Source organism: Streptomyces sp. NPDC057854, assembly GCF_042797055.1.
GTDB lineage: Bacteria > Actinomycetota > Actinomycetes > Streptomycetales > Streptomycetaceae > Streptomyces.
This window is the reverse complement of record NZ_JBHVMF010000010.1, coordinates 18,840-43,743: the sequence shown is the minus strand read 5'-3', so window position 1 is coordinate 43,743 and position 24,904 is coordinate 18,840. Positions and strand designations below refer to the sequence as shown.

At 71.1% G+C, this 24,904-nt stretch carries 22 protein-coding genes; 7 read left to right on the top strand and 15 right to left on the bottom strand.

The window, feature by feature from the left end; all coding sequences use genetic code 11:
- Window positions 1-58: 58 nt before the first annotated feature.
- From ACFVQZ_RS16375 to ACFVQZ_RS16360, 4 genes are all read right to left on the bottom strand, one after another.
- Window positions 59-1,684, bottom strand: coding sequence for a cytochrome bc complex cytochrome b subunit (locus tag ACFVQZ_RS16375; RefSeq protein ID WP_030497560.1), 1,626 nt, complete (start codon window positions 1,682-1,684; stop codon window positions 59-61).
- Entirely contained in the window at window positions 1,681-2,733 is a 1,053-nt protein-coding gene (locus ACFVQZ_RS16370; RefSeq protein WP_030497559.1) for a Rieske (2Fe-2S) protein, read from the bottom strand. The genes ACFVQZ_RS16375 and ACFVQZ_RS16370 overlap by 4 nt, the downstream gene beginning before the upstream one ends.
- A complete protein-coding gene (locus tag ACFVQZ_RS16365; RefSeq protein ID WP_030497558.1) occupies window positions 2,730-3,539 on the bottom strand; it encodes a c-type cytochrome in 810 nt (269 codons plus the stop codon). Before ACFVQZ_RS16365 ends, ACFVQZ_RS16370 begins: the two co-directional genes overlap by 4 nt.
- 74 nt (window positions 3,540-3,613) lie before the next feature.
- The gene (locus ACFVQZ_RS16360; RefSeq protein ID WP_030497557.1) at window positions 3,614-4,234 is read right to left on the bottom strand and encodes a heme-copper oxidase subunit III; all 621 of its coding nucleotides are present in this window, start codon (window positions 4,232-4,234) and stop codon (window positions 3,614-3,616) included.
- A 202-nt stretch (window positions 4,235-4,436) separates the two neighbouring features.
- Between ACFVQZ_RS16360 and ACFVQZ_RS16355 the strand changes: the two genes are divergently transcribed.
- Window positions 4,437-4,838, top strand: coding sequence for a hypothetical protein (locus ACFVQZ_RS16355; protein WP_030497556.1), 402 nt, complete (start codon window positions 4,437-4,439; stop codon window positions 4,836-4,838).
- A gap of 179 nt (window positions 4,839-5,017) precedes the next feature.
- On the opposite strand, the gene ACFVQZ_RS16350 is transcribed toward ACFVQZ_RS16355, so the two are convergent.
- From ACFVQZ_RS16350 to coxB, 4 genes are all read right to left on the bottom strand, one after another.
- A complete protein-coding gene (locus ACFVQZ_RS16350) occupies window positions 5,018-6,274 on the bottom strand; it encodes a L,D-transpeptidase (protein WP_030497555.1) in 1,257 nt (418 codons plus the stop codon).
- Window positions 6,275-6,383: 109 nt separating this feature from the next.
- Window positions 6,384-6,782, bottom strand: coding sequence for a cytochrome c oxidase subunit 4 (locus ACFVQZ_RS16345; RefSeq protein WP_030497554.1), 399 nt, complete (start codon window positions 6,780-6,782; stop codon window positions 6,384-6,386).
- Complete coding sequence (gene ctaD / locus ACFVQZ_RS16340) at window positions 6,779-8,512, bottom strand: cytochrome c oxidase subunit I (RefSeq protein WP_030497553.1); 1,734 nt, start codon at window positions 8,510-8,512, stop codon at window positions 6,779-6,781. The genes ACFVQZ_RS16345 and ctaD overlap by 4 nt, the downstream gene beginning before the upstream one ends.
- Window positions 8,509-9,474: a cytochrome c oxidase subunit II gene (gene coxB, locus ACFVQZ_RS16335; protein ID WP_030497552.1), complete on the bottom strand. Its 966-nt coding sequence runs from the start codon at window positions 9,472-9,474 to the stop codon at window positions 8,509-8,511. The genes ctaD and coxB overlap by 4 nt, the downstream gene beginning before the upstream one ends.
- 473 nt (window positions 9,475-9,947) lie before the next feature.
- On the opposite strand from coxB, the gene ACFVQZ_RS16330 reads away from it, so the two are divergent.
- A complete protein-coding gene (locus tag ACFVQZ_RS16330; RefSeq protein ID WP_383623034.1) occupies window positions 9,948-11,342 on the top strand; it encodes a cysteine desulfurase/sulfurtransferase TusA family protein in 1,395 nt (464 codons plus the stop codon).
- 438 nt (window positions 11,343-11,780) lie between these two features.
- Here ACFVQZ_RS16330 and ACFVQZ_RS16325 read toward each other — a convergent pair whose 3' ends face one another.
- Window positions 11,781-12,755 carry a carbohydrate kinase family protein gene (locus tag ACFVQZ_RS16325; protein ID WP_030496814.1) on the bottom strand — a complete coding sequence of 325 codons (975 nt, stop codon included), beginning with the start codon at window positions 12,753-12,755 and terminating at the stop codon, window positions 11,781-11,783.
- A 130-nt stretch (window positions 12,756-12,885) separates the two neighbouring features.
- On the opposite strand from ACFVQZ_RS16325, the gene ACFVQZ_RS16320 reads away from it, so the two are divergent.
- Together ACFVQZ_RS16320 and ACFVQZ_RS16315 are read left to right on the top strand one after the other, a co-directional pair.
- Window positions 12,886-13,092 (top strand): hypothetical protein, encoded by a 207-nt coding sequence (locus ACFVQZ_RS16320; RefSeq protein WP_030496813.1) that lies wholly within the window; start codon window positions 12,886-12,888, stop codon window positions 13,090-13,092.
- A 66-nt stretch (window positions 13,093-13,158) separates the two neighbouring features.
- Window positions 13,159-14,607 (top strand): hypothetical protein, encoded by a 1,449-nt coding sequence (locus ACFVQZ_RS16315; RefSeq protein WP_030496812.1) that lies wholly within the window; start codon window positions 13,159-13,161, stop codon window positions 14,605-14,607.
- Between the two features lie 81 nt (window positions 14,608-14,688).
- On the opposite strand, the gene erpA is transcribed toward ACFVQZ_RS16315, so the two are convergent.
- Window positions 14,689-15,045, bottom strand: coding sequence for an iron-sulfur cluster insertion protein ErpA (erpA, locus tag ACFVQZ_RS16310; protein WP_030496811.1), 357 nt, complete (start codon window positions 15,043-15,045; stop codon window positions 14,689-14,691).
- A gap of 226 nt (window positions 15,046-15,271) precedes the next feature.
- Here erpA and nadA point away from each other — a divergent pair, with 226 nt between their 5' ends.
- Window positions 15,272-16,459, top strand: coding sequence for a quinolinate synthase NadA (gene nadA / locus ACFVQZ_RS16305; RefSeq protein WP_081959445.1), 1,188 nt, complete (start codon window positions 15,272-15,274; stop codon window positions 16,457-16,459).
- Between the two features lie 64 nt (window positions 16,460-16,523).
- Here the strand turns inward: nadA and ACFVQZ_RS16300 are convergent, their stop codons facing one another.
- The 5 genes from ACFVQZ_RS16300 to ACFVQZ_RS16280 all read right to left on the bottom strand — a co-directional run bounded on the left by ACFVQZ_RS16300 (window position 16,524) and on the right by ACFVQZ_RS16280 (window position 22,992).
- A complete protein-coding gene (locus tag ACFVQZ_RS16300; RefSeq protein WP_383623028.1) occupies window positions 16,524-19,658 on the bottom strand; it encodes an efflux RND transporter permease subunit in 3,135 nt (1,044 codons plus the stop codon).
- A gap of 160 nt (window positions 19,659-19,818) precedes the next feature.
- Complete coding sequence (locus ACFVQZ_RS16295; protein WP_030496808.1) at window positions 19,819-20,505, bottom strand: response regulator transcription factor; 687 nt, start codon at window positions 20,503-20,505, stop codon at window positions 19,819-19,821.
- Complete coding sequence (locus tag ACFVQZ_RS16290) at window positions 20,502-21,728, bottom strand: histidine kinase (protein ID WP_030496807.1); 1,227 nt, start codon at window positions 21,726-21,728, stop codon at window positions 20,502-20,504. Before ACFVQZ_RS16290 ends, ACFVQZ_RS16295 begins: the two co-directional genes overlap by 4 nt.
- A gap of 171 nt (window positions 21,729-21,899) precedes the next feature.
- Window positions 21,900-22,178, bottom strand: coding sequence for a hypothetical protein (locus tag ACFVQZ_RS16285; RefSeq protein WP_030496806.1), 279 nt, complete (start codon window positions 22,176-22,178; stop codon window positions 21,900-21,902).
- Window positions 22,179-22,194: 16 nt separating this feature from the next.
- A complete protein-coding gene (locus ACFVQZ_RS16280; protein ID WP_030496805.1) occupies window positions 22,195-22,992 on the bottom strand; it encodes a PspA/IM30 family protein in 798 nt (265 codons plus the stop codon).
- Window positions 22,993-23,321: 329 nt separating this feature from the next.
- Between ACFVQZ_RS16280 and ACFVQZ_RS16275 the strand changes: the two genes are divergently transcribed.
- Window positions 23,322-23,924 (top strand): DUF3043 domain-containing protein, encoded by a 603-nt coding sequence (locus ACFVQZ_RS16275; protein WP_383623023.1) that lies wholly within the window; start codon window positions 23,322-23,324, stop codon window positions 23,922-23,924.
- 65 nt (window positions 23,925-23,989) lie between these two features.
- Entirely contained in the window at window positions 23,990-24,766 is a 777-nt protein-coding gene (locus ACFVQZ_RS16270; protein ID WP_383623398.1) for a methyltransferase domain-containing protein, read from the top strand.
- Window positions 24,767-24,904 lie beyond the last annotated feature (138 nt).

Sequence of the window (24,904 nt, the reverse complement as noted above, 5' to 3'; positions counted from 1 at the left end):
TCCATCGAATGGACGGGGCTCTCGCCGTGGCGACCTGCCTCAGGAGGTCAGGAGGGGATCAGTGGTGGCCGTGGCCGCTCTGGATCTCCTTGTACTCCTCGAGGGTGGGCTTGGCGACCTGGTTGTCGTCGCCGTAGTAGCCCTTGCTGAGCTTGACCCGCAGCTTCTCCATGGCGCCGACCTTGCGCTGGACGCCGTTCTCGTCGACGGCCGGCGGCAGCTCGGCGGGCGCGTACTGCTCGTGCGCGGTGAGCTTGTACAGCTCGCCCTGGCTGAGCGGCTCGTGGACCTCGACGAACTCACCGTGCGGCAGGCGCTTGATGATGCCGGACTCGCGCCCGTGCAGCACCTTGTCCTTGTCCCGGCGCTGGAGGCCGAGGCAGATCCGCTTGGTGACGATGAACGCGATGACCGGGCCGGCGAAGAAGAAGATCCGCACGAACCAGGTGATCGAGTTGATCGACAGGTGGAAGTGGGTGGCCCAGAGGTCGTTTCCACCACCGACGAGCATGATCATGTACGCGGTGATCCAGGCGACACCGAAGGCGGTGCGCGTCGGAGCGTTGCGCGGGCGCTGCGCGATGTGGTGCTCGCGCTTGTCGCCGGTGATCCAGGACTCGATGAACGGGTAGACCGCGATCGCGCCGAGGACCAGCGGGAAGAGCACCAGCGGGATGAACACGCCCAGGACCAGCGTGTGGCCCCAGAGGTTGATCTCCCAGCCCGGCATGACACGGATCAGACCCTCGGCGAAGCCCATGTACCAGTCGGGCTGGGCGCCGGTGGACACCTGGTCCGGGCGGTACGGGCCGAGCGCCCAGATCGGGTTGATCGAGGCGATCGCCGCGATGACCGTGATGACGCCGAAGACCAGGAAGAAGAAGCCTCCCGCCTTCGCCATGTACACGGGGAGCAGCGGCATGCCGACGACGTTCTTGTTCGTCCGGCCGGGGCCCTCGAAGTGCGTGTGCTTGTGGACGAACACCAGGATGAGGTGCGCGACCACCAGGCCCAGCATGATGCCGGGGAGCAGCAGCACGTGCGCCGAGTAGAACCGGGCCACGAAGTCGCCGCCGGGGAACTCGCCGCCGAAGAGGAACATCGACAGGTACGTGCCGACGATCGGCACGGACAGGATCGCGCCCTGCATGAAGCGGACACCGGTGCCGGAGAGCAGGTCGTCCGGGAGCGAGTAGCCGGTGAAACCGGTGAACATGCCCAGGAAGAACAGCAGGAAGCCGAACAGCCAGTTGATCTCACGCGGCTTGCGGAACGCGCCGGTGAAGAAGACGCGCATCATGTGCACGAACATGCCGGCGAGGAAGATCAGCGCCGCCCAGTGGTGGATCTGCCGGATCAGCAGACCACCGCGCACCTCGAACGAGATGTGCATGGTCGAGTTGAACGCCTCGGACATGAGCTGTCCCTGGAGCGGGACGTACGGTCCGGCGTACTCCACCTCGTTCATCGACGGGTGGAAGAACATCGTCAGGTAGACGCCCGTCAGGATGATGATGAGGAAGCTGTAGAGGCAGACCTCGCCCAGCATGAAGGACCAGTGGTCCGGGAAGATCTTCCGCATGTTGGCCTTGGCCAGCGTGTAGATCCCCAGGCGGCCGTCGGCCCAGTCGGCGATCCGCTCTCCGGCGGGCGCCTTCTTCTGCGTGTTGGTCACAGTGCTCATCCGCGCTCCCAGAATGCGGGACCGACGGGCTCGTCGAAGTCGCCGTGCGCTTCGAGGAAGCCCTTGTCGTTCACGCCGATCCGCAGCTGCGGGAGGGCGTGACCGGCCGGGCCGAAGATGACTCGGGCGCCGTCGGACAGGTCGAAGGTGGACTGGTGGCACGGGCAGAGCACGTGGTGCGTCTGCTGCTCGTACAGCGAGATCGGGCAGCCGACGTGGGTGCAGATCTTCGAGAAGGCGACGATGCCCTCGTGCGACCACTCGAGCTCGCGCTTGTCCTTGATGTCCTCCGGCTGGATCCGGACGATCATCAGGGCGGCCTTGGCGATCTCGGTCTGGAAGTTGTGGTCGTGCTCCGAGAGGCCCTCGGGCATCGCGAAGGTCAGCGAACCGACGGCGACGTCCTCGGGACGCAGCGGCTCGTGCGTGTTCATGTTGATGAGCAGCTTGCCCTTGGCCCACAGCGTGCTGCGGAGCTTCTTCTCGGGCAGCGGACCCATGTCACGCAGCAGCACCACGCCGGAGAGCGGCACCAGGGCCAGCGCGCCGAACAGGGTGTTGCGGATGAGCTTGCGGCGGCCGAAGCCGGACTCGGCGGCACCGGCCGCGAAGTCCGCCATGACCTTCGCCTTGACCTCGGGCGACGCCTCCATCGGGTGGCGCTCGTCCGCGACCTCGACGTCGGACATCAGGGTGCGGGCCCAGTGGACCGCGCCCGCGCCGATGAAGAAGAGGGCGAGGCCGAGGGTCCAGCCCAGCGCGAAGTTGAGCGCGGACACGTGGCCGAACGGCCAGATGTACACGATCTTGTCGACCGGGAAGATCACGTACGAGGCGATGAAGCCGACGGTGGCCAGCATCGACAGCACGAACATGAACGCGACGGCGCGCTCGGAGCGCCGGGCGGCCTTCTCGTCGATGTCCTGGACGCGCGGCTTGTGGGGCGGAAGGCCCGGGTCGGCGAACGGGTTGTCCGCGACCTTCACCGCGCCGTGCGCGGTGTCCTGCCCTGCCGGCAGGTTCTCTTCTGGAATCTCTTGGGTACTCATGACTTCTTGGCCTTAGCGGTGTGGGCCGCGACCCAGATGGCAACTGCGATCAGCGCACCCAGACCGAAGATCCAGGCGAACAGGCCCTCGGAGACGGGGCCGAGGCCACCGAGCGAGAGGCCGCCCGGGCTGGCGGTCTTCTCGCCGTTGACGGCCTGGACGTACGCGATGATGTCCTTCTTCTCCTGCTCCGGCATGGTCGTGTCCGGGAAGGAGGGCATGTTCTGCGGGCCGGTCTGCATGGCCTCGTAGAGGTGCTTCGGGCTGACGCCCTCAAGGGTCGGGGCGTACTTGCCGTGCGTCAGCGCGCCGCCCTCGCCGGTGAAGTTGTGGCACTGCGCGCAGTTGGTGCGGAACAGCTCGCCACCCTTGGCGGCGTCGGCACCCGCGGGGTCGTACTGGCCTTCCTTCGGCGTGATCGGGCCGGCACCGAGGGAGGCGACGTACGCCGCGAGCTGATCGATCTCAGCCTGCGTGTAGATGACCTTCTTCCTCGGGACCTGGGCACCCGGCTGCTGCGCCGGCATACGGCCGGTGCCGACCTGGAAGTCGACGGCCGCGGAGCCGACGCCGACCAGGGACGGGCCGTCAGTGGTGCCCTGACCGCCGGTTCCGTGGCAGCTGGCGCAGCCGACGGAGTAGAGCTTCTTGCCCTCCTCGATGGCGAGGGACTGGGCGGTTTCATCGGCCTTCGCCGTGCCCGCGGGCGCGAACGCGGCGTACAGCCCCCCCGTGGCCGCCAGCGCGAGAAGTAGGACGACGACCGCCGCCAGCGGATGGCGTCGTCGTGCGGAGAGCTTTTTCACGGATTACCCCGGTGTCAGGATCTTCTGCGTCGATGCTTGCTGGATGTCGGTCCGCCGTGACGGGCGGTGACCGACTACTTGATCATGTAGATCGTGGCGAAGAGGCCGATCCAGACGACATCGACGAAGTGCCAGTAGTAGGACACGACGATGGCGGCGGTTGCCTGCTCGTGAGTGAACCTCTTGGCGGCGTACGTCCGGCCCAGGACCAGCAGGAAGGCGATGAGACCGCCCGTCACGTGCAGGCCGTGGAAGCCGGTGGTCAGGTAGAACACCGTGCCGTACGGGTCCGACGAGAGCGACAGGCCCTCGTGCTTGACCAGCTCGGTGTACTCGAGGACCTGGCCGCCGATGAAGATGGCACCCATCACGAACGTGATGATGAACCACGTCCGGAGCTTCTTCACGTCACCCCGCTCGGCGGCGAAGACGCCGAGCTGGCAGGTGAGGGAGGAGAGCACCAGGATCGTGGTGTTGGTCGCCGAGAACGGGAAGTTCAAGGCGTCGGCCTTTTCCGCCCAGAACTCGGGACCGGTCACCGATCGCAGGGTGAAGTACATCGCGAAGAGGGCCGCGAAGAACATCAGCTCGGAACTCAGCCAGATGATGGTTCCGACGCTGGTGAGGTTCGGTCGATTGACCGACGGGTGCGCGTGCCCGGTATCTACTGTCGTTACTGTCGCCACGACCGACATTATGTCGGTCGCTTATCCCGCCCTCACTCCGGGGGGTGCCGTTCGGAGTGTCAGAGGGGTGTGTCCAGCCCGAACGGCCCATCCGCGGGGCCTCCCGGCACCCTTCGAACAGGTGTTGAACGGGTGTTGACGGGGTGTGGAGCGGAGTAGCATCCCGCGCACCGGTCGAGGACGACCGGCCCGCCTTCCGGACGGAGGAACGATGCAGTCGAGTGCCACGGTCCTGGTCTACAGCGACGACGCGAACACCCGGGAGCAGGTCCGGCTCGCCGCCGGGCGGCGGCCCGCGGCGGACGTGCCCCCGGTGGAGTTCGTGGAGTGCGCCACGCTCCCGGCCGTGCTGAAGCGGCTGGACGAGGGCGGGATCGACGTCTGCGTCCTCGACGGCGAGGCCGTCCCGGCGGGCGGCATGGGCGTCTGCCGGCAGATCAAGGACGAGGTCTTCCGCTGCCCGCCGGTGCTGCTGCTGATCGGCCGCCCGCAGGACGCCTGGCTGGCCACCTGGAGCCGCGCGGACGCCGCGGTCACCCTTCCGGTGGAACCGGTCGAGTTCGCCGCGTCCCTGGCGACCCTGCTGCGCACCCGCCTCTCGATCGACGCGTGATCCCTGCGGGCGGTGTGGCGACGGGACCCCTGTGCCCGGGCTGGCCGCGCCTCGGCGAGTGAGCCGAAGGGCGCGCCGGGGGAACACCCCCGGCCGCGCGCAGGCCCGTGAGGAACGAGCGGGCCGAGCACGGTCGGGGGTGTGAGCCCGGCTACAGCGCCCGGAGGCGAACCGAGCCTCTAAAGACTGGGCCGGAGGCGGGCCTTGGCGTCCTCGGTGGCCGTGGGGTCGCCCTTCTCGGCCACCAGGGCGCTGCCGCGGCGCCACTTGTCCCAGGACAGGTTCCAGTCGCCGAAGCCGTTGCCGAAGGGGTCCATCGTCTCGCCGTAGCTGTTGACGGTCTTGACGATGTCGCCGGGGCGGACGGTCTCGTAGAACCAGGCGGCGTTGCCGGTGGACATGCCGACGCAGCCGTGGCTGACGTTGGCGACGCCGTGGGAGCCGACGGACCAGGGGGCGGCGTGGACGTATTCGCCGCTCCAGGTGACCCGGGTGGCGTAGTACACGGGCAGGTCGTACGACTCGGAGCTGCCTTCGGCGATGCCGATGCTGGTGCCGCGCATCCGGACGTAGTACTCCTTGCCGAGCACCACTTTGATCCCGTTACGGGTGGAGAAGCCCGGTTTCCCGGTGGTCACCGGAATGGTGTTGATCACTTCTCCGTTGCGTCGGACCGTCATGGTGTGGCTGCCGGCGTCGGCGACGGCCTCGATCCGGTCGCCGATCTTCAGCCGGAGCGGCTTGGACGGGCCGCCGTAGAGCTTGTCGCCGACGCGGAGGCCGTCCAGGTTGCCGGTGACGGAGACGAGCGCGCCGGCCGGCCAGTACTCCTTCGGCCGGAAGTGCAGCTTCTTGTCGTCCACCCAGTACCAGGAGCCTTCGACGGCGGGTGTGGAGCGGACCTTGAGGGCCCGTTCGACGACGGCGCGCGCGGCCCGGTCCTTGACGGGGAGGCTCAGGTCGGCGGTGATCGGCTGCCCGACGCCGTACGTGCCCGCCTCCGGCCCGAAGGTGACGGTCAGGGCCCTTTTGGCCGGTGCCGTCTCGAACGTGTACGTACGGGCGCCAGGGGCCCCGTCCGCGTCCTCCGTGGCCACTCGGACGGTGTAGCGGGTCCCGGCGGCCAGGGAGGCCGTGGAGCGCCAGCTGCGCCCGTCGGCGGTGAGTTCGCCCGCCAGGTGCCGGCCCGCCGCGTCGGTGGCGGTGACGTCGGTGATCCGCCCGTCCTCGCCCTTGGCGGTGATCTCCAGCGGCTTCGCCGGGTCCAGCCGGGTGCCGTCGGCCGCCGCGAAGGCGATCTGGTCGGCCGCGTCGTACGGACTCGCCGACAGCGGATGCCCGTCCGTGCCGCCCGCGCACGCCGACGCGCCCGCGGTGACGACGAGGGCCAGGAGCGTGCAGCTCAGAACAGTCCGAATGCGCGGCGTGTCGTTCATGACCTCACGCTAAGGACAGTTGCCCGCGCGGGCGCGCCGAGCGCGGCAAAAGAGGGGCCCGGCCGCTTCGCGTACGAAGTGACCGGGCCCCTCGGGGTGTTGCGGGGTGTTACTGGTTCTGGTTCTCACCGCGGTAGAACTCGAAGACCCAGCCCCAGATGCCGACCAGGATCAGCGGGGCGGAGAAGTACATGATCCACCAGCCCATCGCGATCGACAGGAAGGCGAGCGCGCCACCGAGCGCCAGCGACAGCGGCTGCCAGCTGTGGGGGGCGAAGAAGCCCACCTCGCCGGCCTCGTCCGCGACGTCGGCCTCCTTGTCGTCCTGCGCCATCGCGTCGACCCGCTTGGCCGTGAAGGCCAGGTAGTAGCCGATCATGATGGCCAGGCCGAAGGCCAGGAAGAGCGCCGTCGTGCCGACCGGCTCCTTGGACCAGACGCCGTACACGACCGCCATGGCAAGGATGAAGACGCTCAGCCAGATGAACATCTTGCCCTGGATCTTCACTTGCCGGCCTCCTTGCTGCCCGTGAGGGCCGCGGCCTCGTGCGGCTTGTTCTCGAGCTGGTCGACAGCCGCGATCTCAGGGTGGTGCAGGTCGAACGCGGGCGATTCCGAGCGGATGCGCGGCAGCGTGAGGAAGTTGTGCCGCGGCGGCGGGCAGGACGTCGCCCACTCGAGCGAACGGCCGTAGCCCCAGGGGTCGTCGACCTCGATCTTCTTGCCGTACTTGGCGGTCTTCCACACGTTGTAGAAGAACGGCAGCATCGACAGGCCGAGGAGGAAGGACGAGATCGTCGAGATCGTGTTCAGGGCGGTGAAGCCGTCGGCGTCCAGGTAGTCCGCGTAACGGCGCGGCATGCCCTCGGCACCGAGCCAGTGCTGCACCAGGAAGGTGCCGTGGAAGCCCACGAACAGCGTCCAGAACGTGATCTTGCCGAGGCGCTCGTCGAGCATCTTGCCGGTGAACTTCGGCCACCAGAAGTGGAAGCCGGAGAACATCGCGAAGACGACGGTGCCGAAGATGACGTAGTGGAAGTGCGCCACGACGAAGTACGAGTCGGAGACGTGGAAGTCCATCGGGGGCGAGGCCAGGATGACGCCGGTCAGACCACCGAAGGTGAAGGTGATCAGGAAGCCGACGGCCCAGAGCATCGGGGTCTCGAAGGACAGTGAGCCCTTCCACATCGTTCCGATCCAGTTGAAGAACTTCACGCCGGTCGGTACGGCGATGAGGAACGTCATGAAGGAGAAGAACGGGAGGAGCACGCCACCGGTGACGTACATGTGGTGCGCCCACACGGTCACGGACAGACCGGCGATCGCGATGGTCGCGGCCACCAGACCGATGTAGCCGAACATCGGCTTGCGGCTGAAGACCGGGATGACCTCGGAGATGATGCCGAAGAACGGCAGGGCGATGATGTACACCTCTGGGTGTCCGAAGAACCAGAAGAGGTGCTGCCAGAGCAGTGCGCCGCCGTTGGCCGCGTCGAAGACGTGGGCACCGAACTTGCGGTCCGCCTCGAGGGCGAAGAGCGCCGCCGCCAGGACCGGGAAGGCGAGCAGGACCAGGACACCGGTCAGCAGCACGTTCCAGGTGAAGATCGGCATGCGGAACATCGTCATGCCCGGGGCGCGCATGCAGATGATCGTGGTGATGAAGTTGACCGAGCCGAGGATCGTGCCGAAGCCGGAGAAGGCCAGACCCATGATCCACATGTCGGCGCCGACACCCGGCGAGCGGACGGCGTCCGACAGCGGGGAGTAGGCGAACCAGCCGAAGTCGGCCGCACCCTGCGGGGTGAGGAAGCCGGCCACCGCGATGATCGAGCCGAAGAGGTACAGCCAGTACGCGAACATGTTCAGCCGCGGGAACGCCACGTCGGGCGCGCCGATCTGCAGCGGCATGATCCAGTTGGCGAAACCGGCGAACAGCGGCGTCGCGAACATCAGCAGCATGATCGTGCCGTGCATCGTGAACGCCTGGTTGAACTGCTCGTTCGACATGATCTGCGTGCCCGGACGGGCCAGCTCGGCGCGCATGAAGAGCGCCATCAGGCCGCCGATGATGAAGAACACGAACGAGGTGACCAGGTACATCGTACCGATGGTCTTGTGGTCGGTGGTGGTCAGCCACTTCACCACCACATTGCCGGGCTGCTTGCGGCGGACGGGCAGCTCGTTCTCGTACGAGTCCTCAGCCGCGGCACCCTTGGTTTCGTTGGGGATGCTCACAGTTGGTTCTTCTCCGCGTTCCTGGCCGGGTCCGTCTGCTCGATGCCGGACGGGATGTAGCCGGTCTGGCCCTTCTCAGCCAGCTCCTTCAGGTGCGCCTGGTAGCGCTCCGGGGAGACCACCTTGACGTTGAAGAGCATCCGGGAGTGGTCGACACCGCACAGCTCGGCGCACTTGCCGAGGAAGGTGCCCTCCTGGGTCGGGGTGACCTCGAAGACGTTGGTGTGACCCGGGATGACGTCCTGCTTGAAGAGGAACGGCACCACCCAGAAGGAGTGGATGACGTCACGCGAGGTCAGGACGAACCGGACCTTCTCGCCCTTCGGCAGCCACAGCGTCGGGCCCGGGTTGCCGGTCTGCGGGTTCCGGTCGCCGGGGATGCCGGCGTCGTAGACGCCGCCCGCGTTGTCCGGGAACTGCTTGATGAACTTGTCCGGGATCGACGCGAGGTTCTTGTCCTTCTTCGCGTCGCCCTCGACGCCGGGGACGTCCTCGACGTAGTTGAAGGCCCAGCTCCACTGGTAGCCGACCACGTTGATGGTGTGGGCGGGCTTGTCCGAGAGGGCGAGGAGCTTCGACTCGTCACGCGCGGTGAAGTAGAAGAGCACCGAGACGATGATGAGGGGGGTGACCGTGTACAGCGCCTCGATGGGCATGTTGTAGCGGGTCTGCGGAGGTACCTCGACCTTGGTCCTGCTGCGCCGGTGGAAGATGGTCGCCCACAGGATGAGGCCCCACACCAGGATGCCGGTGAGGAGCGCGGCGGCCCAGGAGCCCTGCCAGAGGGAGAGGATCCGAGGCGCCTCTTCCGTGACGGGGGTGGGCATGCCAAGGCGGGGGAAGTCTTCCCAGTTGTACGAGCAGCCGGTGGCTGTCGCCAGGATCAGGCCCGCAGTCAGCACCTGCGGCAGCTTCCGCCGCATCGGGCGCCGCGACGAGCGGTCGGAGCCGTTGGGACTCACGTAGCGCCTTCCCGAGAGTCTCGGCCCGCGTTTGGTCGGCCACGGCCGTCCGTCTCGCTGGTCGGTCGCCGCCCCGGCCGCGGGCAGGGGTTTGGATGTTTATGCGGACCAAACCCTACTGGACGCTATTTGGGGTCGCGCGGGGAGGGTGCCCAACGCGCCGTCCGAGTCCCCGAAGGGGTGGACGCGAGCCTTCCGGAGACCGGCGGGAAGCGCCCGTCCGGGGGGCTGGGGGCGGAGGGGGAGGGGGAACTGACGCGGGTTCATGGGGGTGGGGCGGGGGTGGGTGGCGGCGCGGGCTGCCCGGGGCGGGGCGGGTGGGCGCGGGACCGGGCGCGGCCAGTGGGCGGGGCGGGTGGGCGCGGGACCGGGCGCGGCCGGTGGGCGGGGCGGGTGGGCGCGGGACCGGGCGCGGCCGGTGGGCGGGGCGGGGGCGTCCGGGGTGGCGGGGCCTCGGGGCCTACCTTGGGGGGATGTCGTACTTTGACGCCGCGTCCGCCGCGCCCCTGCACCCCGTCGCCCGCCAGGCGCTGCTCGCCGCCCTCGACGAGGGGTGGGCCGATCCGGCCCGGCTCTACCGGGAGGGCCGGCGGGCACGGCTGCTGCTCGACGCGGCGCGGGAGGCGGCGGCGGAGGCGGTGGGCTGTCGCCCCGACGAACTCGTCTTCACTCCTTCGGGGACGCGCGCCGTGCACTCGGGCGTGTCGGGCGCGCTCGCCGGGCGCCGGCGGGCGGGCGACCGGCTGGTCGTCTCGGCCGTCGAGCACTCCTCCGTCCTGCACGCCGGCGAGGCGCACGCGGCGGCCGGCGGGACCGTGACCGAGGTGCCGGTCGGCCGGACCGGCGCGGTGGACCCGGCGGTCTTCGCGGCGGCGCTGGACGAGCGGACGGCCCTGGCCTGCCTCCAGTCGGCCAACCACGAGGTCGGCACGGAGCAGCCGGTGGCCGAGGTCGCCGAGGCGTGCCGGGCGGCCGGGGTGCCGCTGCTCGTGGACGCGGCCCAGTCGCTGGGCTGGGGAGCGGTACCGGAGGGCTGGTCGCTGCTGGCGGCGAGCGCGCACAAGTGGGGCGGGCCGGCGGGCGTCGGGCTGCTGGCGGTCCGGAAGGGCGTCCGCTTCGCCCCCCAAGGTCCGTCCGACGAACGGGAGTCGGGCCGCGCGCCCGGTTTCGAGAACCTGCCCGCGATCGTCGCGGCGGCGGCCTCCCTGCGGGCGGTACGGGCCGAGGCGGCGGCGGAGGGCGCCCGGCTGCGGGAGCTCGTGGACCGGATCCGGACGCGGGTGCCGGAGCTGGTGCCGGACGTGGAGGTGGTGGGCGATCCGGTGCGGCGGCTCCCCCACCTCGTCACGTTCTCCTGTCTCTATGTCGACGGGGAGACGCTGCTGTCCGAGCTGGACCGGGAGGGTTTCTCCGTTTCGTCCGGTTCGTCGTGTACGAGCTCCACGCTGACGCCCAGCCATGTGCTGCGTGCGATGAGCGTCCTGAGCGAGGGGAACGTCCGGGTCTCGCTGCCGGCCGGCACGGAGGCCGCCGACGTCGACCGGTTCCTCGCGGTGCTGCCGGGGGTCGTGGCGTCGGTACGCGACCGGCTGGGCGCGGCGGGCGCGGCGGGCCCGGCGCCGCTGCCGTCCCCGGCGGGCGAGGAGCTGGTCGTGGACGCGCGGGGCAAGCGGTGCCCCATCCCGGTCATCGAGCTGGCGAAGGTCATCGGGACGGTGCGGGTGGGGGGGACGGTGCGGGTGCTGTCGGACGACGAGGCGGCGCGGCTGGACATTCCGGCGTGGTGCGAGATGCGGGGGCAGGAGTACGTGGGTGACTCCCCCGCGCCCGAGGGCGCCCGCGCCTACGTGGTCCGCCGCACCTCCTGACCCCGCGGGCCGGGCCCCGTCGCGGGCTGCGCCCGGCGTTTCGTTGTGGGCTGCGCCCGGCGGAGGCGGCGGGGCCGCCGTTCCGTTGTGGGCATACGTTCCGCTAGGGCGGAACGGGTGGGCACAACGGAACGGCACCCTCAGCAGTGCCTCCGCGCCCCGGGCCTGAACCCGCACCGAACGGGCGTCGCGCACCGGGTGCGGGTTCAGGCGCAGTAGCCTCGGCGCGGCAGCCGGCGCCGTTCCGTGTGCCCACCCTCCCCCAAGGACTTCGTCCAGGGGGGACCCCCACCCCTGCGGAACGCCTGCCCACACGGAGGCCCGCCGAAGGGCGCCGCCCCGAGGCCGGGCCCCGCGTCCGAACCGGACGTGAGGGGCCTGCCCACGCGGAGGTGCGGCGGACGGCGCCGCGCCGGAGGGGGCCCTGCGGGGGCGGGGTCAGGTCAGGTGGGTGTGGACTTCGGTGGCGGCTTCCTCGCCGTACGCCTTGGCGAAGCGCTCCATGAAGTTGGTGCGCCGCAGCGTGTACTCCTGCGTGCCCAGCGTCTCGATGACCAGCGTCGCCAGCATGCAGCCGACCTGCGCCGCGCGCTCCAGGCTCACGCCCCAGGAGAGGCCCGTGAGGAAGCCCGCGCGGAAGGCGTCGCCGACGCCGGTGGGGTCGACCTTGGCCTCCTCCTCGGGGCAGGCGACCTCGATGACCGGTTCGCCGGCGCGCTCGATGCGGACGCCGCGCGAGCCGAGGGTGGTGACGCGGTGGCCGACGCGGGACAGGATCTCCTCGTCGGTCCAGCCGGTCTTCGACTCGATGAGGCCCTTCTCGTACTCGTTGGAGAAGAGGTAGGTGGCGCCGTCGAGGAGGAGGCGGATCTCGTCGCCGTCCATCCGCGCGATCTGCTGGGAGAAGTCGGCGGCGAAGGGGATGGACCGGGCCTTGCACTCCTCGGTGTGGCGCAGCATCGCCTCGGGGTCGTCGGCGCCGATGAGGACGAGGTCGAGCCCGCCGACGCGGTCGGCGACGGCCTTGAGCTCGATGAGGCGGGCCTCGCTCATGGCGCCGGTGTAGAAGGACCCGATCTGGTTGTGGTCCTTGTCCGTGGTGCAGACGAAGCGCGCGGTGTGCAGGACCTCGGAGATGCGGACGGAGCCGGTGTCGACGCCGTGGCGGTCGAGCCAGGCGCGGTACTCGTCGAAGTCGTAGCCGGCCGCGCCGACGAGGATCGGGTTGCCGCCGAGCTGGCCCATGCCGAAGCAGATGTTGGGTCCGACGCCGCCGCGGCGGACGTCGAGGTTGTCCACCAGGAAGGACAGGGACACCGTGTGGAGCTGGTCGGCCACCAGCTGGTCGGCGAACCGGCCGGGGAAGGTCATGAGGTGGTCGGTGGCGATGGAGCCGGTGACTGCGATACGCACGGCTGGGCGCTCCTGCGGGTGAAGGGTGATGACTGTCCACGGTATCCGGTGAAGGGCGCGCTGCCGAACAGCGGAAACTACCCCAGAGTAGGGCTTTTCCCCGGAGGCGGGTGGTGCGTACGGTGCGGCCATGACCACGTATCCCGCTCCGCGCGAGCGACACGAGTCCGAACTGAGCCTCGCCGAGCTGCGCGGGGCCAGTGCCCGGATGGTCCCGCACTGGGTGACGCCGGCCGATCCGGCGCCCGCCCCCGTCTCGCCCGCCTCGATCCACGGGGTGGTCGTCCCGGACGCCTCGGCGCGGCTGATCGCCGCCACCGCCGAGTACGGCGGCTGACGGACGGAACCGTCCGCGCCCCCGCCCCGTCCCACCGGTGTCCGATCGACACGAGGGAGCGTTGCGGTGAGCGGTACGGAGAGCGGACGCGGCCGGCGGACCGCGCTCGTCGCCACGGTGGCGGCGGGTGTGCTGCTGGCCGGGGGCGGCGGGGTGTATCTGACCGCCTCGGGTGACGAGGGGGCCGGTCCCGCCTCGCGGGCCGCGGGCGCGCCCGCGCCGCCGCCCCTGCGGCTGGCGGGCGGCAGCGGCGGTACGGGCCCGGGCGCGGGGATCGCGCCGGGCGAACCCGATCCGGGCGGCGGCCCGGGCGGGACGGTCTACAGAGCCGAGGGCCCACTCCCCCAGGGGCCTTCGTCGGCCGCGGTCCACCGGCCGGAGGGCCTGGTCACCTCGGAGGAGGTGACCAGGCTGGCCGGGGTTCTCGGGATGGAGGGGCGTCCGGCGCTGGTCGGTGACGTGTGGACGATCCGGCCCGAGAAGGACGGCCGGGGTCCGCGCCTCGACGTGGCGCGGCAGGCGCCGGGGAACTGGACGTACTCCTGGTACGACGGCGGTCCGGCGGGCGACGCCTGTCTGAAGGGCAGGGCGTGTCCGCCGCCGGGTGAGGTGAAGCCCCCGGCCGGCGGGTCGCCGGTGAGCGAGGCGGCGGCGCGGGCGGCGGCGGCTCCGGTGCTGAAGGCGCTGGGGCAGGACGACGCGAAGGTGTCGGCGGCGCAGGTGATGAACGGTTCGGTGCGGGTGGTGAACGCCGATCCGGTGGTCGGCGGGCTGCCGACGTACGGCTGGTCGACGGGGCTGCACATCGGCCCGGACGGGCGGCCGGTGGCGGGCAGCGGGACGCTGCGGGAGCCGGTGAAGGGCGAGACGTACCCGGTGGTGCCGGCGGAGCGGGCGCTGGCGCGGCTGAACGAGGAGTCGAAGGGCGCGGGGCCGATCGGGATCGGCGGCTGTGCGACGGATCCGCCGGCCGGGGAGCCGGGCGGTGGGGCGGGGAAGGACGCGCCCTGCGAGACGACGGTGGACGTGGCGCCGCCGCGCGAGGTGCCGGTGACGGGCGCGGTGCTCGGGCTGGCGGCGACGGACACGGCGGAGGGGCGGATGCTCGTACCGGCGTGGCTGTTCACGGCCGATCCGGCGGACGCGGCGCCGTTCACGGTGACGTCGACGGCGGTGGCGCCGGAGTTTCTGGAGCCGCCGGCGACGCCGTCGCCGGAGCCCACCCCGGAGCCTTCGGACGGTGACGCGCCGGTGCGGCGGATCGAGTCGTTCGCCGTGGAGCCGGGCGGGAGGACGCTCGCCGTGACCTTCTGGGGCGGGGTGTGCAGCACGTACACGGCGCACGCGGCGGAGGATCCGCGGCGGGTGCGGGTGCGGATCGACGAGAAGACGGACCCGGAGCGGGCCTGCGTCATGATCGCCCAGGAGATCACCGTGAAGGTGACGCTGGACGCGCCGCTGGGCGACCGGCCGGTGGTCGACGCGGCGAGCGGCGAGGCCGTGCCGCGGCGGTAGGCGCCGGCGGGAACGCGGCAGGGCGGTGGTCCGGGAGGTCGGTCTCCCGGGCCACCGCCCTGGTCTGTCGGGCGCCGCTCTTTAGCTGAACGAGTCGCCGCAGGCGCAGGAGCCGGTGGCGTTCGGGTTGTCGATCGTGAAGCCCTGCTTCTCGATGGTGTCGACGAAGTCGATGGAGGCGCCGCCCAGGTACGGGGCGCTCATCCGGTCGGTGACGACCTTGACGCCGTCGAACTCCTTGACGACGTCACCGTCGAGCGAGCGCTCGTCGAAGAACAGCTGGTAGCGCAGGCCGGAGCAGCCACCGGGCTGGACGGCGACGCGCAGCGCCAGGTCGTCGCGGCCCTCCTGCTCCAGCAGAGCCTTGACCTTGGCCGCGGCGGCGTCGGTGACGATGATGCCGTCGGTGACGGTGCCGGTCTCGTCCGATACGGACATCTACATCTCTCCCGGGTTGTACGGAGACTGCTTGCCGACGGTTGCAACCGACGGTGTCCCGGATTCATTCCGGGTCGGGTGGGATTTCCCTCCTTCATGCTCGCACATGCACTCCGAAGACGTGGAGGGCGAATTCGTCACATCGACACTATGGACATCGTCAGGATGACGTGAAGGGGTTATGATAGATAGCGTCAATTAGACGAAAAGGTTCTCCGAAGAAAGGGTGCGTGACGTGACCACCGCCCAGCCCCTGGACGTCCAGCCGACGCCGCTCGCCCTTCTGCTGCTCGGCCGCGAGGCCGACCCGAAGAGCGAGCGCGGCGTGGAGTGTCCCGGCGATCTGCCGTCGCCGTCCGACCCCGACCTGGTGGAGCGCGCCCGCGCGGCCAAGGAGAAGCTCGGGGACAAGGTCTTCGTCCTCGGCCACCACTACCAGCGCGACGAGGTCATCCAGTTCGCCGACGTCACCGGTGACTCGTTCAAGCTCGCGCGCGACGCCGCCGCCCGGCCGGAGGCCGAGTACATCGTCTTCTGCGGCGTGCACTTCATGGCCGAGTCGGCCGACATCCTCACCGGCGACGACCAGAAGGTCGTCCTGCCGGACCTCGCGGCCGGCTGCTCGATGGCCGACATGGCCACCGCCGAGCAGGTCGCCGAGTGCTGGGACGTGCTGACCGAGGCCGGGATCGCCGAGCAGGTGGTGCCCGTCTCGTACATGAACTCCTCGGCGGACATCAAGGCGTTCACCGGCAAGCACGGCGGCACGATCTGCACCTCGTCCAACGCCGAGCGGGCGCTGAACTGGGCGTTCGAGCAGGGCGAGAAGGTGCTGTTCCTGCCCGACCAGCACCTGGGCCGCAACACGGCCGTCCGCGACCTGGGCATGTCCCTGGACGACTGCGTGGTCTACAACCCGCACAAGCCGAACGGCGGGCTCACCACCGAGGAGCTGCGCGCCGCGAAGATGATCCTGTGGCGGGGTCACTGCTCGGTGCACGGCCGCTTCTCGCTGGAGTCGGTCGAGGACGTCCGCGCCCGGATCCCCGGCGTGAACGTGCTGGTCCACCCGGAGTGCAAGCACGAGGTCGTGGCCGCCGCGGACTACGTGGGCTCGACCGAGTACATCATCAACACCCTGGAGGCGGCCCCGGCCGGCTCGAAGTGGGCCATCGGCACGGAGCTGAACCTGGTCCGCCGCCTGGCGAACCGTTACGCCGACCAGGGCAAGGAGATCGTCTTCCTCGACAAGACGGTCTGCTTCTGCTCGACGATGAACCGGATCGACCTGCCGCACCTGGTGTGGGCGCTGGAGTCGCTGGCCGAGGGGAACCTGGTCAACCGGATCGAGGTCGACAAGGAGACGGAGGCGTTCGCCAAGCTCGCGCTGGAGCGGATGCTGGCGCTGCCGTAACGGTTCTCCGACCGGTACGGCGGAAGGGGCGCCCCGCGGACTCGCGGGGCGCCCCTTCGTCGTGCTACGCCTTCACCGTCTCCTTCTGCTGCGGCGGGACCTGGGCGTCGCCGCCCTCCGCCGGCTCCCCCTTCGCCGCCTTCTTCGCCGCCTTCTTCGCCGCGCGGCGCTCCTTGCGGAGCTCGACCATCGCGTAGAGCGTCGGGACGAGGAGGAGGGTCAGCAGGGTCGAGGTGATCAGGCCGCCGATCACCACCACGGCGAGCGGCTGGGCGATGAAGCCGCCCTCGCCGGTGATGCCGAGGGCCATCGGCAGCAGGGCGAAGACCGTCGCCAGGGCGGTCATGAGGATCGGGCGGAGCCGGTGCCGGCCGCCCTCGATCACGGCCTCGACGACGCCGTACCCCTGCGCCCGGTACTGGTTGATCAGGTCGATCAGGACGATCGCGTTGGTCACCACGATGCCGATGAGCATCAGCATGCCGATCATCGCCGGGACGCCCATCGCGGTGCCGGTGACGACCAGCAGGCCGATGGCGCCGGTGGCGGCGAACGGGATGGAGACCAGCAGGATCAGCGGCTGGACCAGCGACCGGAAGGTCGCGACCAGCAGCATGAAGACGATCGCGACGGCCGCGAGCATCGCCAGGCCGAGGTTGACGAACGCCTCGTTCTGGTCCTCGGACACGCCGCCGACGGTGGCGGACGCGCCCTCGGGCAGGTCGAGCCCGTCGAGCTTCGCCTGGAGCGCGGTGCCGACGGCGCCGGTGTTGTCCGTGGTCGGCTTGGCGGTGATCGTCGCCGCGCGGGCGCCGTCGATCCGGGTCATGGAGACCGGGCCGGGGACCAGTTCCACGGTGGCGATGTCGCCGAGCCTCACCGGGCCGAGCGGCAGCGCCTTCAGCTCGGCGAGGGTGGTGACCGGGGCGGCCGAGGTGATGAGGACGTCCCGCTCGGCGTCGTCCAGGGTCGCCTTGCCGGCCGGGGTGCCGCGGACGGCCTGGGCGACGACCATGCCGAGGGTGGTGGTGTCGAAGCCGGCGTCGGCCGCCTTCGCGTTCGCCGTCACGGAGACCCGCGGCACCGACCGGGAGAGGTCGCTCTGGACGTCGGTGACGTCCTTCAGCTCCGCGACCGCCTTCCGCACCTGCTCGGACGCCCGCTGGAGCAGCTCGCGGTCGCCGGCCTTCACGATGACGCTCAGGTCCTGGCTCGCGAAGCCGTCGCCGGCCGCGATCGAGGTGTCGCCGACCCCGTCGAGCTTCCCGAGGGCCGACTCCAGGGCGTCGCGGGTCTTCTCGTACGAGGCGGACTCCTCCAGGGTGACCTGGAAGGACGCCTGGTTGGCGCCGGTGCCGCCGCCGAAGGCGGCCATGAAGCCGGAGGAGCCGACGGTGACCTGGTAGTCCTTGACGCCGTCGGTCTCCGCGAGGACCTTCTCGATCTTCTTCGCGGCCGCGTCGGAGGCGTCCAGGGAGGTGCCCGGCGCCAGCTTCTGCTTGACCGTCAGCACCGGCTGGTCGCCCTGGTCGAAGAAGTTGGTCTTCATCAGCGGCGCCATGCCGAAGGTGACGGCGAGCACCACGAGGGCGAGGGCCACGCTGGTGAGGCGGCGGCGGGTGGCGAACCGCAGCACCGGCACGTACGCGCGCTGGAGGCGGCTCTTCGCCTCCTTCTCCTCGGCGGCCCTGCGGGCCTCGTCCGGGTCCTCCGAGGTGCCCTTGGGCGCGCGGAGGAACCAGTACGAGAGCACCGGGACGACCGTCAGCGACACCAGCAGCGACGCCAGCAGGGCGGCCGTCACGGTGAGGCTGAACGAGCCGAACAGCTCGCCGACCATGCCGCCGACCAGGCCGATCGGCAGGAAGACGGCGACGGTGGTGAGGGTGGAGGAGGTGACCGCGCCGGCCACCTCCTTCACGGCGGTGATGATCGCGGACTGGCGGTCCTCGCCGTAGCCGAGGTGGCGCTTGATGTTCTCCAGGACCACGATCGAGTCGTCGACGACCCGGCCGATGGCGATGGTGAGCGCGCCGAGCGTCAGCACGTTGAGGGAGAGGTCGCGGGTCCACAGCACGATCAGCGCCAGGACCACCGAGAGCGGGATGGAGACCGCGGTGACCAGGGTCGAGCGGATCGAGGCGAGGAAGACCAGGATCACCAGGACGGCCATGACGAGGCCGAGGGCGCCCTCGGTGGTGAGGCCGGAGATCGACTTGGCGACGGCCGGGCCCTGGTCGGAGACGACAGTCAGGTCGGCGCCGGCGCCCAGCTGCTTCCGCAGCTCGGGCAGCTTCTTCTCGACGGCCTCGGAGATGGCGACGGCGCTGCCGTCCTTGTCCATGGTGGCCATGACGGCGAGGCTCGGCTTGCCGTTGGTGCGGGTCAGCGAGACCCGGGCGGACTCCTCCTGCTGCACCGCGGCCACGTCGGCCAGCCGGACCGCCTTGCCCTTGGCGGGCTTGATCCGCAGGTCCTGGATCTGCTGGAGCGAGGTGTAGCCGCCGCCGACCTGGACGGTGCGGCTCTTGCCCGCCTCGGAGAAGGAGCCGGCGGGCATGGCGGCGCCGCCGGCCTGGAGGGTCCGGGCGAGGTCCGCCGTGGTCAGGCCGGCCGCGGCGAGCTTGCGCGGGTCGGGTGTGACGGAGACCTGGAGGTCCTGGACGCCGTCGACGCTGACCTGCCCGACGCCGTCGATGTCCTCCAGGGCGGGCACGACGGTCCGCTCCAGCTGGTCGGCGAGCGCCTGCTGGTCCCGGTCGGAGGTGGCGGCGAGGACGACGGTCGGGATGTCGTCGGTGGAGCCCGCCACGACCTGCGGGTCGACCGACTCCGGCAGCAGCGCCCGGGCCCGGTTGACGGCCTGCTGGACGTCGGCGACCAGCTGCTTGGTGGACTCGTCGCCGTAGTCGAAGGAGGCCATGATGACGGCGCTGCCCTCGGAGGCGGTCGACGTGATGCCCTTGAGGCCGTCGACGGCCTTGAGGTTGTTCTCCAGCGGCTCGACGACCTGCTTCTCGACCACGTCGGGAGAGGCGCCCTGGTACGGGGCGATGACCGAGACCATGGGCAGCTCGATCGACGGGAACAGCTGCTGCTTCAGCTGGGGTATCGCGATCAGTCCGAAGACGACGGCGACAAGGGACATCAGCCCGATCAGGGCCCGTTGCGCGAGGCTGAATCTGGACAGCCAGGACATGGGGTCGGTCTCTCTTCCGTGGCGTACTCGTCGGCAGGCGGCGGGCAGCCAGAGCGCCCCCCTCCCCTTACCTTCGGCCACACCCGGCCGGAAATCTTCGGCCCTCAGGCGCACTTCCCGCCCGCCGCGTACCGCGTCCGCAGTACGCCGCCGCGCGCGGTCACTCCCCCCTCGGGCGTACCAGTCCCGTCTCGTACGCGGTGACCACCAGCTGGGCGCGGTCGCGGGCGCCCAGCTTGGCCATGGTGCGGTTGACGTGCGTCTTCACGGTGAGCGGGCTGACGTCGAGCCGTTCGGCGATCTCGTCGTTGGAGAGGCCGCCGCCGACCAGGACCAGCACCTCCCGCTCCCGGGCGGTGAGCGCGGAGAGCCGTCCGGCGTCCACCCGGCTCCCGGCGCCGGCCGGGCCGGGGGCGCTCTGGGCGAGAAAGGTGGCGATCAGGCCCTTGGTGGCGGCCGGGGAGAGCAGCGCCTCGCCGGCGTGCGCGATCCGGATCGCGCCCAGCAGCTCCTCCGGTTCGGCGCCCTTGCCGAGGAAGCCGGAGGCGCCGGCGCGCAGCGACTCGACCACGTACTCGTCGATCTCGAAGGTGGTGAGCATGACGATCCGGACCCCGGCGAGCTCGGGGTCGGCGGTGATCGCGCGGGTGGCGGCGAGGCCGTCGGTGCCGGGCATCCGGATGTCCATGAGGACGACGTCCGGCCGCTCGGCGCGGGCGAGGGCGGCGGCCTGGGCGCCGTCGGCGGCCTCGCCGACGACCTCCATGTCGGGCTCGGAGTCCACCAGGACCCGGAAGGCGCTGCGCAGCAGGGCCTGGTCGTCGGCGAGCAGCACGCGGATCGTCATCGGTCGTCCTCCCCCGGCTCCCGGGCGGTCTCCGGTGTCAGGGGCAGTATCGCCTGGACGCGGAAGCCGCCGCCGTACCGGGGGGCGGCGGTGAGGGTGCCGCCGAGGGCGGTGACCCGCTCGCGCATGCCGAGCAGGCCGTGACCGCCGGAGGGCTCGGGGGGCGGCCCGGCGGGCGGGGTGCCGTCGTCGAGGACGGTGACCTCGACCGTACGGCCCACGACGACGATGCTGACCTCGGCGCGGGCGTCCGGTCCGGCGTGCTTCCGGACGTTGGTGAGGGCCTCCTGGACGATCCGGTACGCGGCCATGTCCACGGCCGCCGGGAGCTGCCGGCCACCGTCCGCGCGGGCCAGCGACACGGGCAGGCCCGCCTTGCGGAAGCCGTCGAGGAGGTTGTCGAGGACCGCGAGGCCGGAGACGGGTTCGGTGGGGGCCGCCGGGTCGCCGGACTGGCGGAGCAGGCCGACGGTGGCGCGCAGCTCGTCGAGGGCGGAGCGGCTGGCCTCCCGGACGTGCGCCAGGGCCTCCTTCGCCTGGTCGGGGCGCTTCTCCATGACGTGGGCGGCGACTCCGGCCTGCACGTTGACGAGGGCGATGTGGTGGGCGACGACGTCGTGGAGGTCGCGGGCGATCCGGAGCCGTTCCTCCGCGACGCGGCGGCGGGCCTCCTCCTCGCGGGTCCGCTCGGCGCGTTCGGCGCGCTCCCGGATGGCGTCCACGAAGGCGCGGCGGCTGCGGACGGCGTCGCCGGCGGCGGCGGCCATGCCGGTCCAGGCGAAGACCCCGAGGTTCTCCTGGGCGTACCAGGGGGTGGGGCCGAAGGCCATGGCGGCGACGGCCAGCACGGTCATGGTGGCGAGGCCGACCCGCCAGGTGGTGGGGCGGTCGGTGCGGGAGGCGACGGTGTAGAGGGCGACGACGGCGCTGATGGCGAGCGGCGCGGGGCGGGTCTCGCCGAGCAGTTCGACCAGGCTCAGGGAGCCGGTGAAGGCGAGGACGACGAAGGGCCGGCGGCGGCGGAAGACGAGGGCGACGGCGGCGGCGGTCATCATGGCGACGCCGGTGAGCGTGGGGGCGCGGTCGCCGAAGGTGGGGCCGGTGACGCTGCCGTGGGGGTCGGTGAAGGAGGCGGCGATCATCGCCAGGAGGACGGCGAGGGCGAGGCCGGTGTCGAAGGCGAGGGGGTGGTCGCGGAACCTCTCGCACAGGCGGGTGGCGATGCCGGCCGGGGCGGGGGGCGCGTCTCCTGTGCGGGTCACGCCGAAACGGTACGTCGTACGGGACGGGCCGGGAAACGGCGCCGTCCCGCACGAGGACCGGTGTGCCGAGGGGCCGCGGCGGGCTGGTGCTCCGGCGCCGGTGAGGGCGCCGTCCCGCGGCGGCCGGCCGCGTCAGCCCGGGATGAGGCCGTCGTCGGACAGCATGTCCCGGACCTCGGCGAGGGACGCGTCCGGGGACGGGAGGATGAGCTCCGAGGGTTCCAGGGCGTCGTCCGGGAGGGGGCTGCCCAGACGGCGGACGGCGTCGAGGAGGGCCGCCAGCGTGCGCCGGAAGCCTTCCTCGTCGCCGGACCGCATCTCCTTCAGCAGCTCGTCGTCGAGCGCGTTCAGCTCGGCGAAGTGGCTGTCGGCCAGCTCGCGCTGGCCCTCCCCCATGATCCGTACGATCATGACGCCGTCCTTGCCTCTACTGCTTGTCGAAGCGGGGGTGGGACTGCTGCTGGTGCTGCTGGTGGCCGCCCGCCGCACCGCCCTCGATGGCCTGCTGCTGCGCGGAGGGTCCGCCGGCCAGTTCGGCCTTCATCCGCTGGAGCTCCAGCTCGACGTCGGTGCCGCCGGAGAGGCGGTCCAGCTCGGCCTGGATGTCGTCCTTGGCGAGGCCCGACTGGTCGTCGAGCGCGCCGGAGGCGAGGAGTTCGTCGATGGCGCCGGCCCGGGCCTGGAGCTGGGCGGTCTTGTCCTCGGCCCGCTGAATGGCGAGGCCGACGTCGCTCATCTCCTCGGAGATGCCGGAGAAGGACTCGGCGATCCGGGTCTGGGCCTGGGCGGCCGTGTACGTGGCCTTGATGGTCTCCTTCTTGGTGCGGAAGGCGTCGACCTTGGCCTGGAGCCGCTGCGCGGCGAGCGTCAGCTTCTCCTCCTCGCCCTGCAGGGTCTGGTGCTGCACCTCCAGGTCGCTGACCTGCTGCTGGAGCGCGGCCCTGCGGGACAGCGCCTCGCGGGCGAGGTCCTCGCGGCCGAGCGCCAGCGCCTTGCGGCCCTGGTCCTCCAGCTTGGCGGACTGGCCCTGCAGCTGGTTCAGCTGGAGTTCGAGCCGCTTGCGGGAGGTCGCGACGTCGGCGACGCCCCGGCGGACCTTCTGCAGCAGCTCCAGCTGCTTCTGGTAGGAGTAATCGAGGGTCTCGCGCGGGTCCTCGGCCCGGTCAAGGGCTTTGTTCGCCTTCGCGCGGAAGATCATCCCCATACGCTTCATGACACCGCTCATGGGCTTCGCGCGCCCCCTTCTGACGGACTTGGCACCAGCTCTTCGTCAGGATCCACACTACGGTCCCTGCCTCCATTACCGCACTGTTCGGAGCCCGATGCGCTCCTCCCCAAGGACGACTGCGGGCGGTCCCTCATCCGGCGGGAGGAGTAGACGGATCTCCGGGAGACCCCTGGCGGCGACCCGCCCGCCCCTGCTCGTTCCCCCCGGATCCGGTGCCGGACCCCGGTGCGTCCTCGTGTGCGTCACCGGCTACGACGCCGGCTGTGAGCGGATCGTTCCCTCCCGGACTGGGGTTCCATGCCTCCCACCCCGTACCCTTGGGTTTTGTGTTCCGTAGCCGTTCGAAGGAAGAGAAGGCCCCCACCGAGAAGGTGACGGCGGACCTCTCCAAGCAGCCCCGCGACCCCGAGGCCCCCAAGGGCCGCCCGACCCCGAAGCGGAGTGAGGCCCAGTCGCAGCGTCGTCGTGCGCAGTCCGTCCCCGTCGACCGCAAGGAGGCCGCCAAGCGCGCCCGTGAGGCGCGGCGGGCCGACCTGACGCGTCAGCGCGAGGCGCTGAACAGCGGTGACGAGCGTTATCTGCCGGCCCGTGACAAGGGTCCGGTGCGCCGTTTCGTGCGCGACTTCGTCGACTCGCGGTTCGCGATCGCCGAGTTCTTCCTGCCGATGGCCGTGGTCATCCTGGTGCTCTCGCTGTTCGGCAACGCGAACCGGTCGCTCCAGAACATCTCGCTGCTGCTCTGGCTCGGCGTGATCGTGCTGATCATCATCGACTCCATCGGCATCTGGTTCCGTCTGCGGAAGCAGCTCAACGAGCGCTTCCCGGACACGCCCAAGCGCGGCGCGGTCGCGTACGGCCTGATGCGCACGCTCCAGATGCGCCGACTGCGGCTCCCGAAGCCGCAGGTCAAGCGCGGAGAGCGGCCCTGAGCGCGGACGGCTCGGCCGCCGGCGGGCACACCTTCGGGGTGGACGCCCCGGGGACGGGCGGTTCCGTGCTGCCCGCCGTCGCCCACTGGCCCGCCGGTCACGGCGGGCTGCGGGACACCATCCGGCAGGAGATCGTCGCCCGGCAGCTCGACGAGCAGATAACCGCCCGCTACCCGGTGGGGCAGCGGCTGAGGATCCTCGACGCGGGCATGGGGGCCGGCACGCAGGCGCTGCGGCTGGCCCGGGCCGGCCACACGGTCACGGGCCTGGAGGCCGATCCCGAGCTGCTGAAGACGGCCCGGGAGTCGCTGGCGACCGAGCCGGCCGGGATCCGCGAGCGGGTCCGGCTGATCGAGGGCGACGGGCGCGAGACCGGCGTCCACTTCCTGCCGGGCAGCTTCGACGTGGTGCTGTGCCACGGCGTGCTGATGTACGCCGACGAGCCGGACGCGCTGCTCGCCGGCCTGGCCCGGATGCTGGCCCCCGGCGGCCTGCTCTCCCTGGTGGTACGGAACGCCGACGCCCTCGCCATGCGGCCGGGGCTCGCCGGGGACTGGGCGGGCGCGCTGGCCGGCTTCGACACGGACGTCTACCAGGACGACGACGGCGTGAAGGTGCGGGCCGACCGGCTGGAGGCGCTGACGGCGACGCTCGCGGGGATCGCGGCGCCGCTGCACGCCTGGTACGGGGTGCGGGTCTTCACGGACGGCGTCCCGCTGGACGCGGGCCTGCCGGCCGCCGAGGAGCTGGAGCGGCTGCTGGCCGCCGAGGAGCGGGCGGGCCGGACGGATCCGTACCGGCGGGTGGCGGCGCTGCTGCACCTGTGCGGGGTGCGGGGCTGAGGGCTCCGCCGCACGGCCCGGGGCCGGTGCGCCGACACGGCGCGCCGGCCCTTTCGCGTACCGCCTGCTCCCGGACCGTACCCCTGCCCGGTCCGGCGCGGTGTACGCCTGTTCGGCGGCGTCCACCGGGACGGGCGA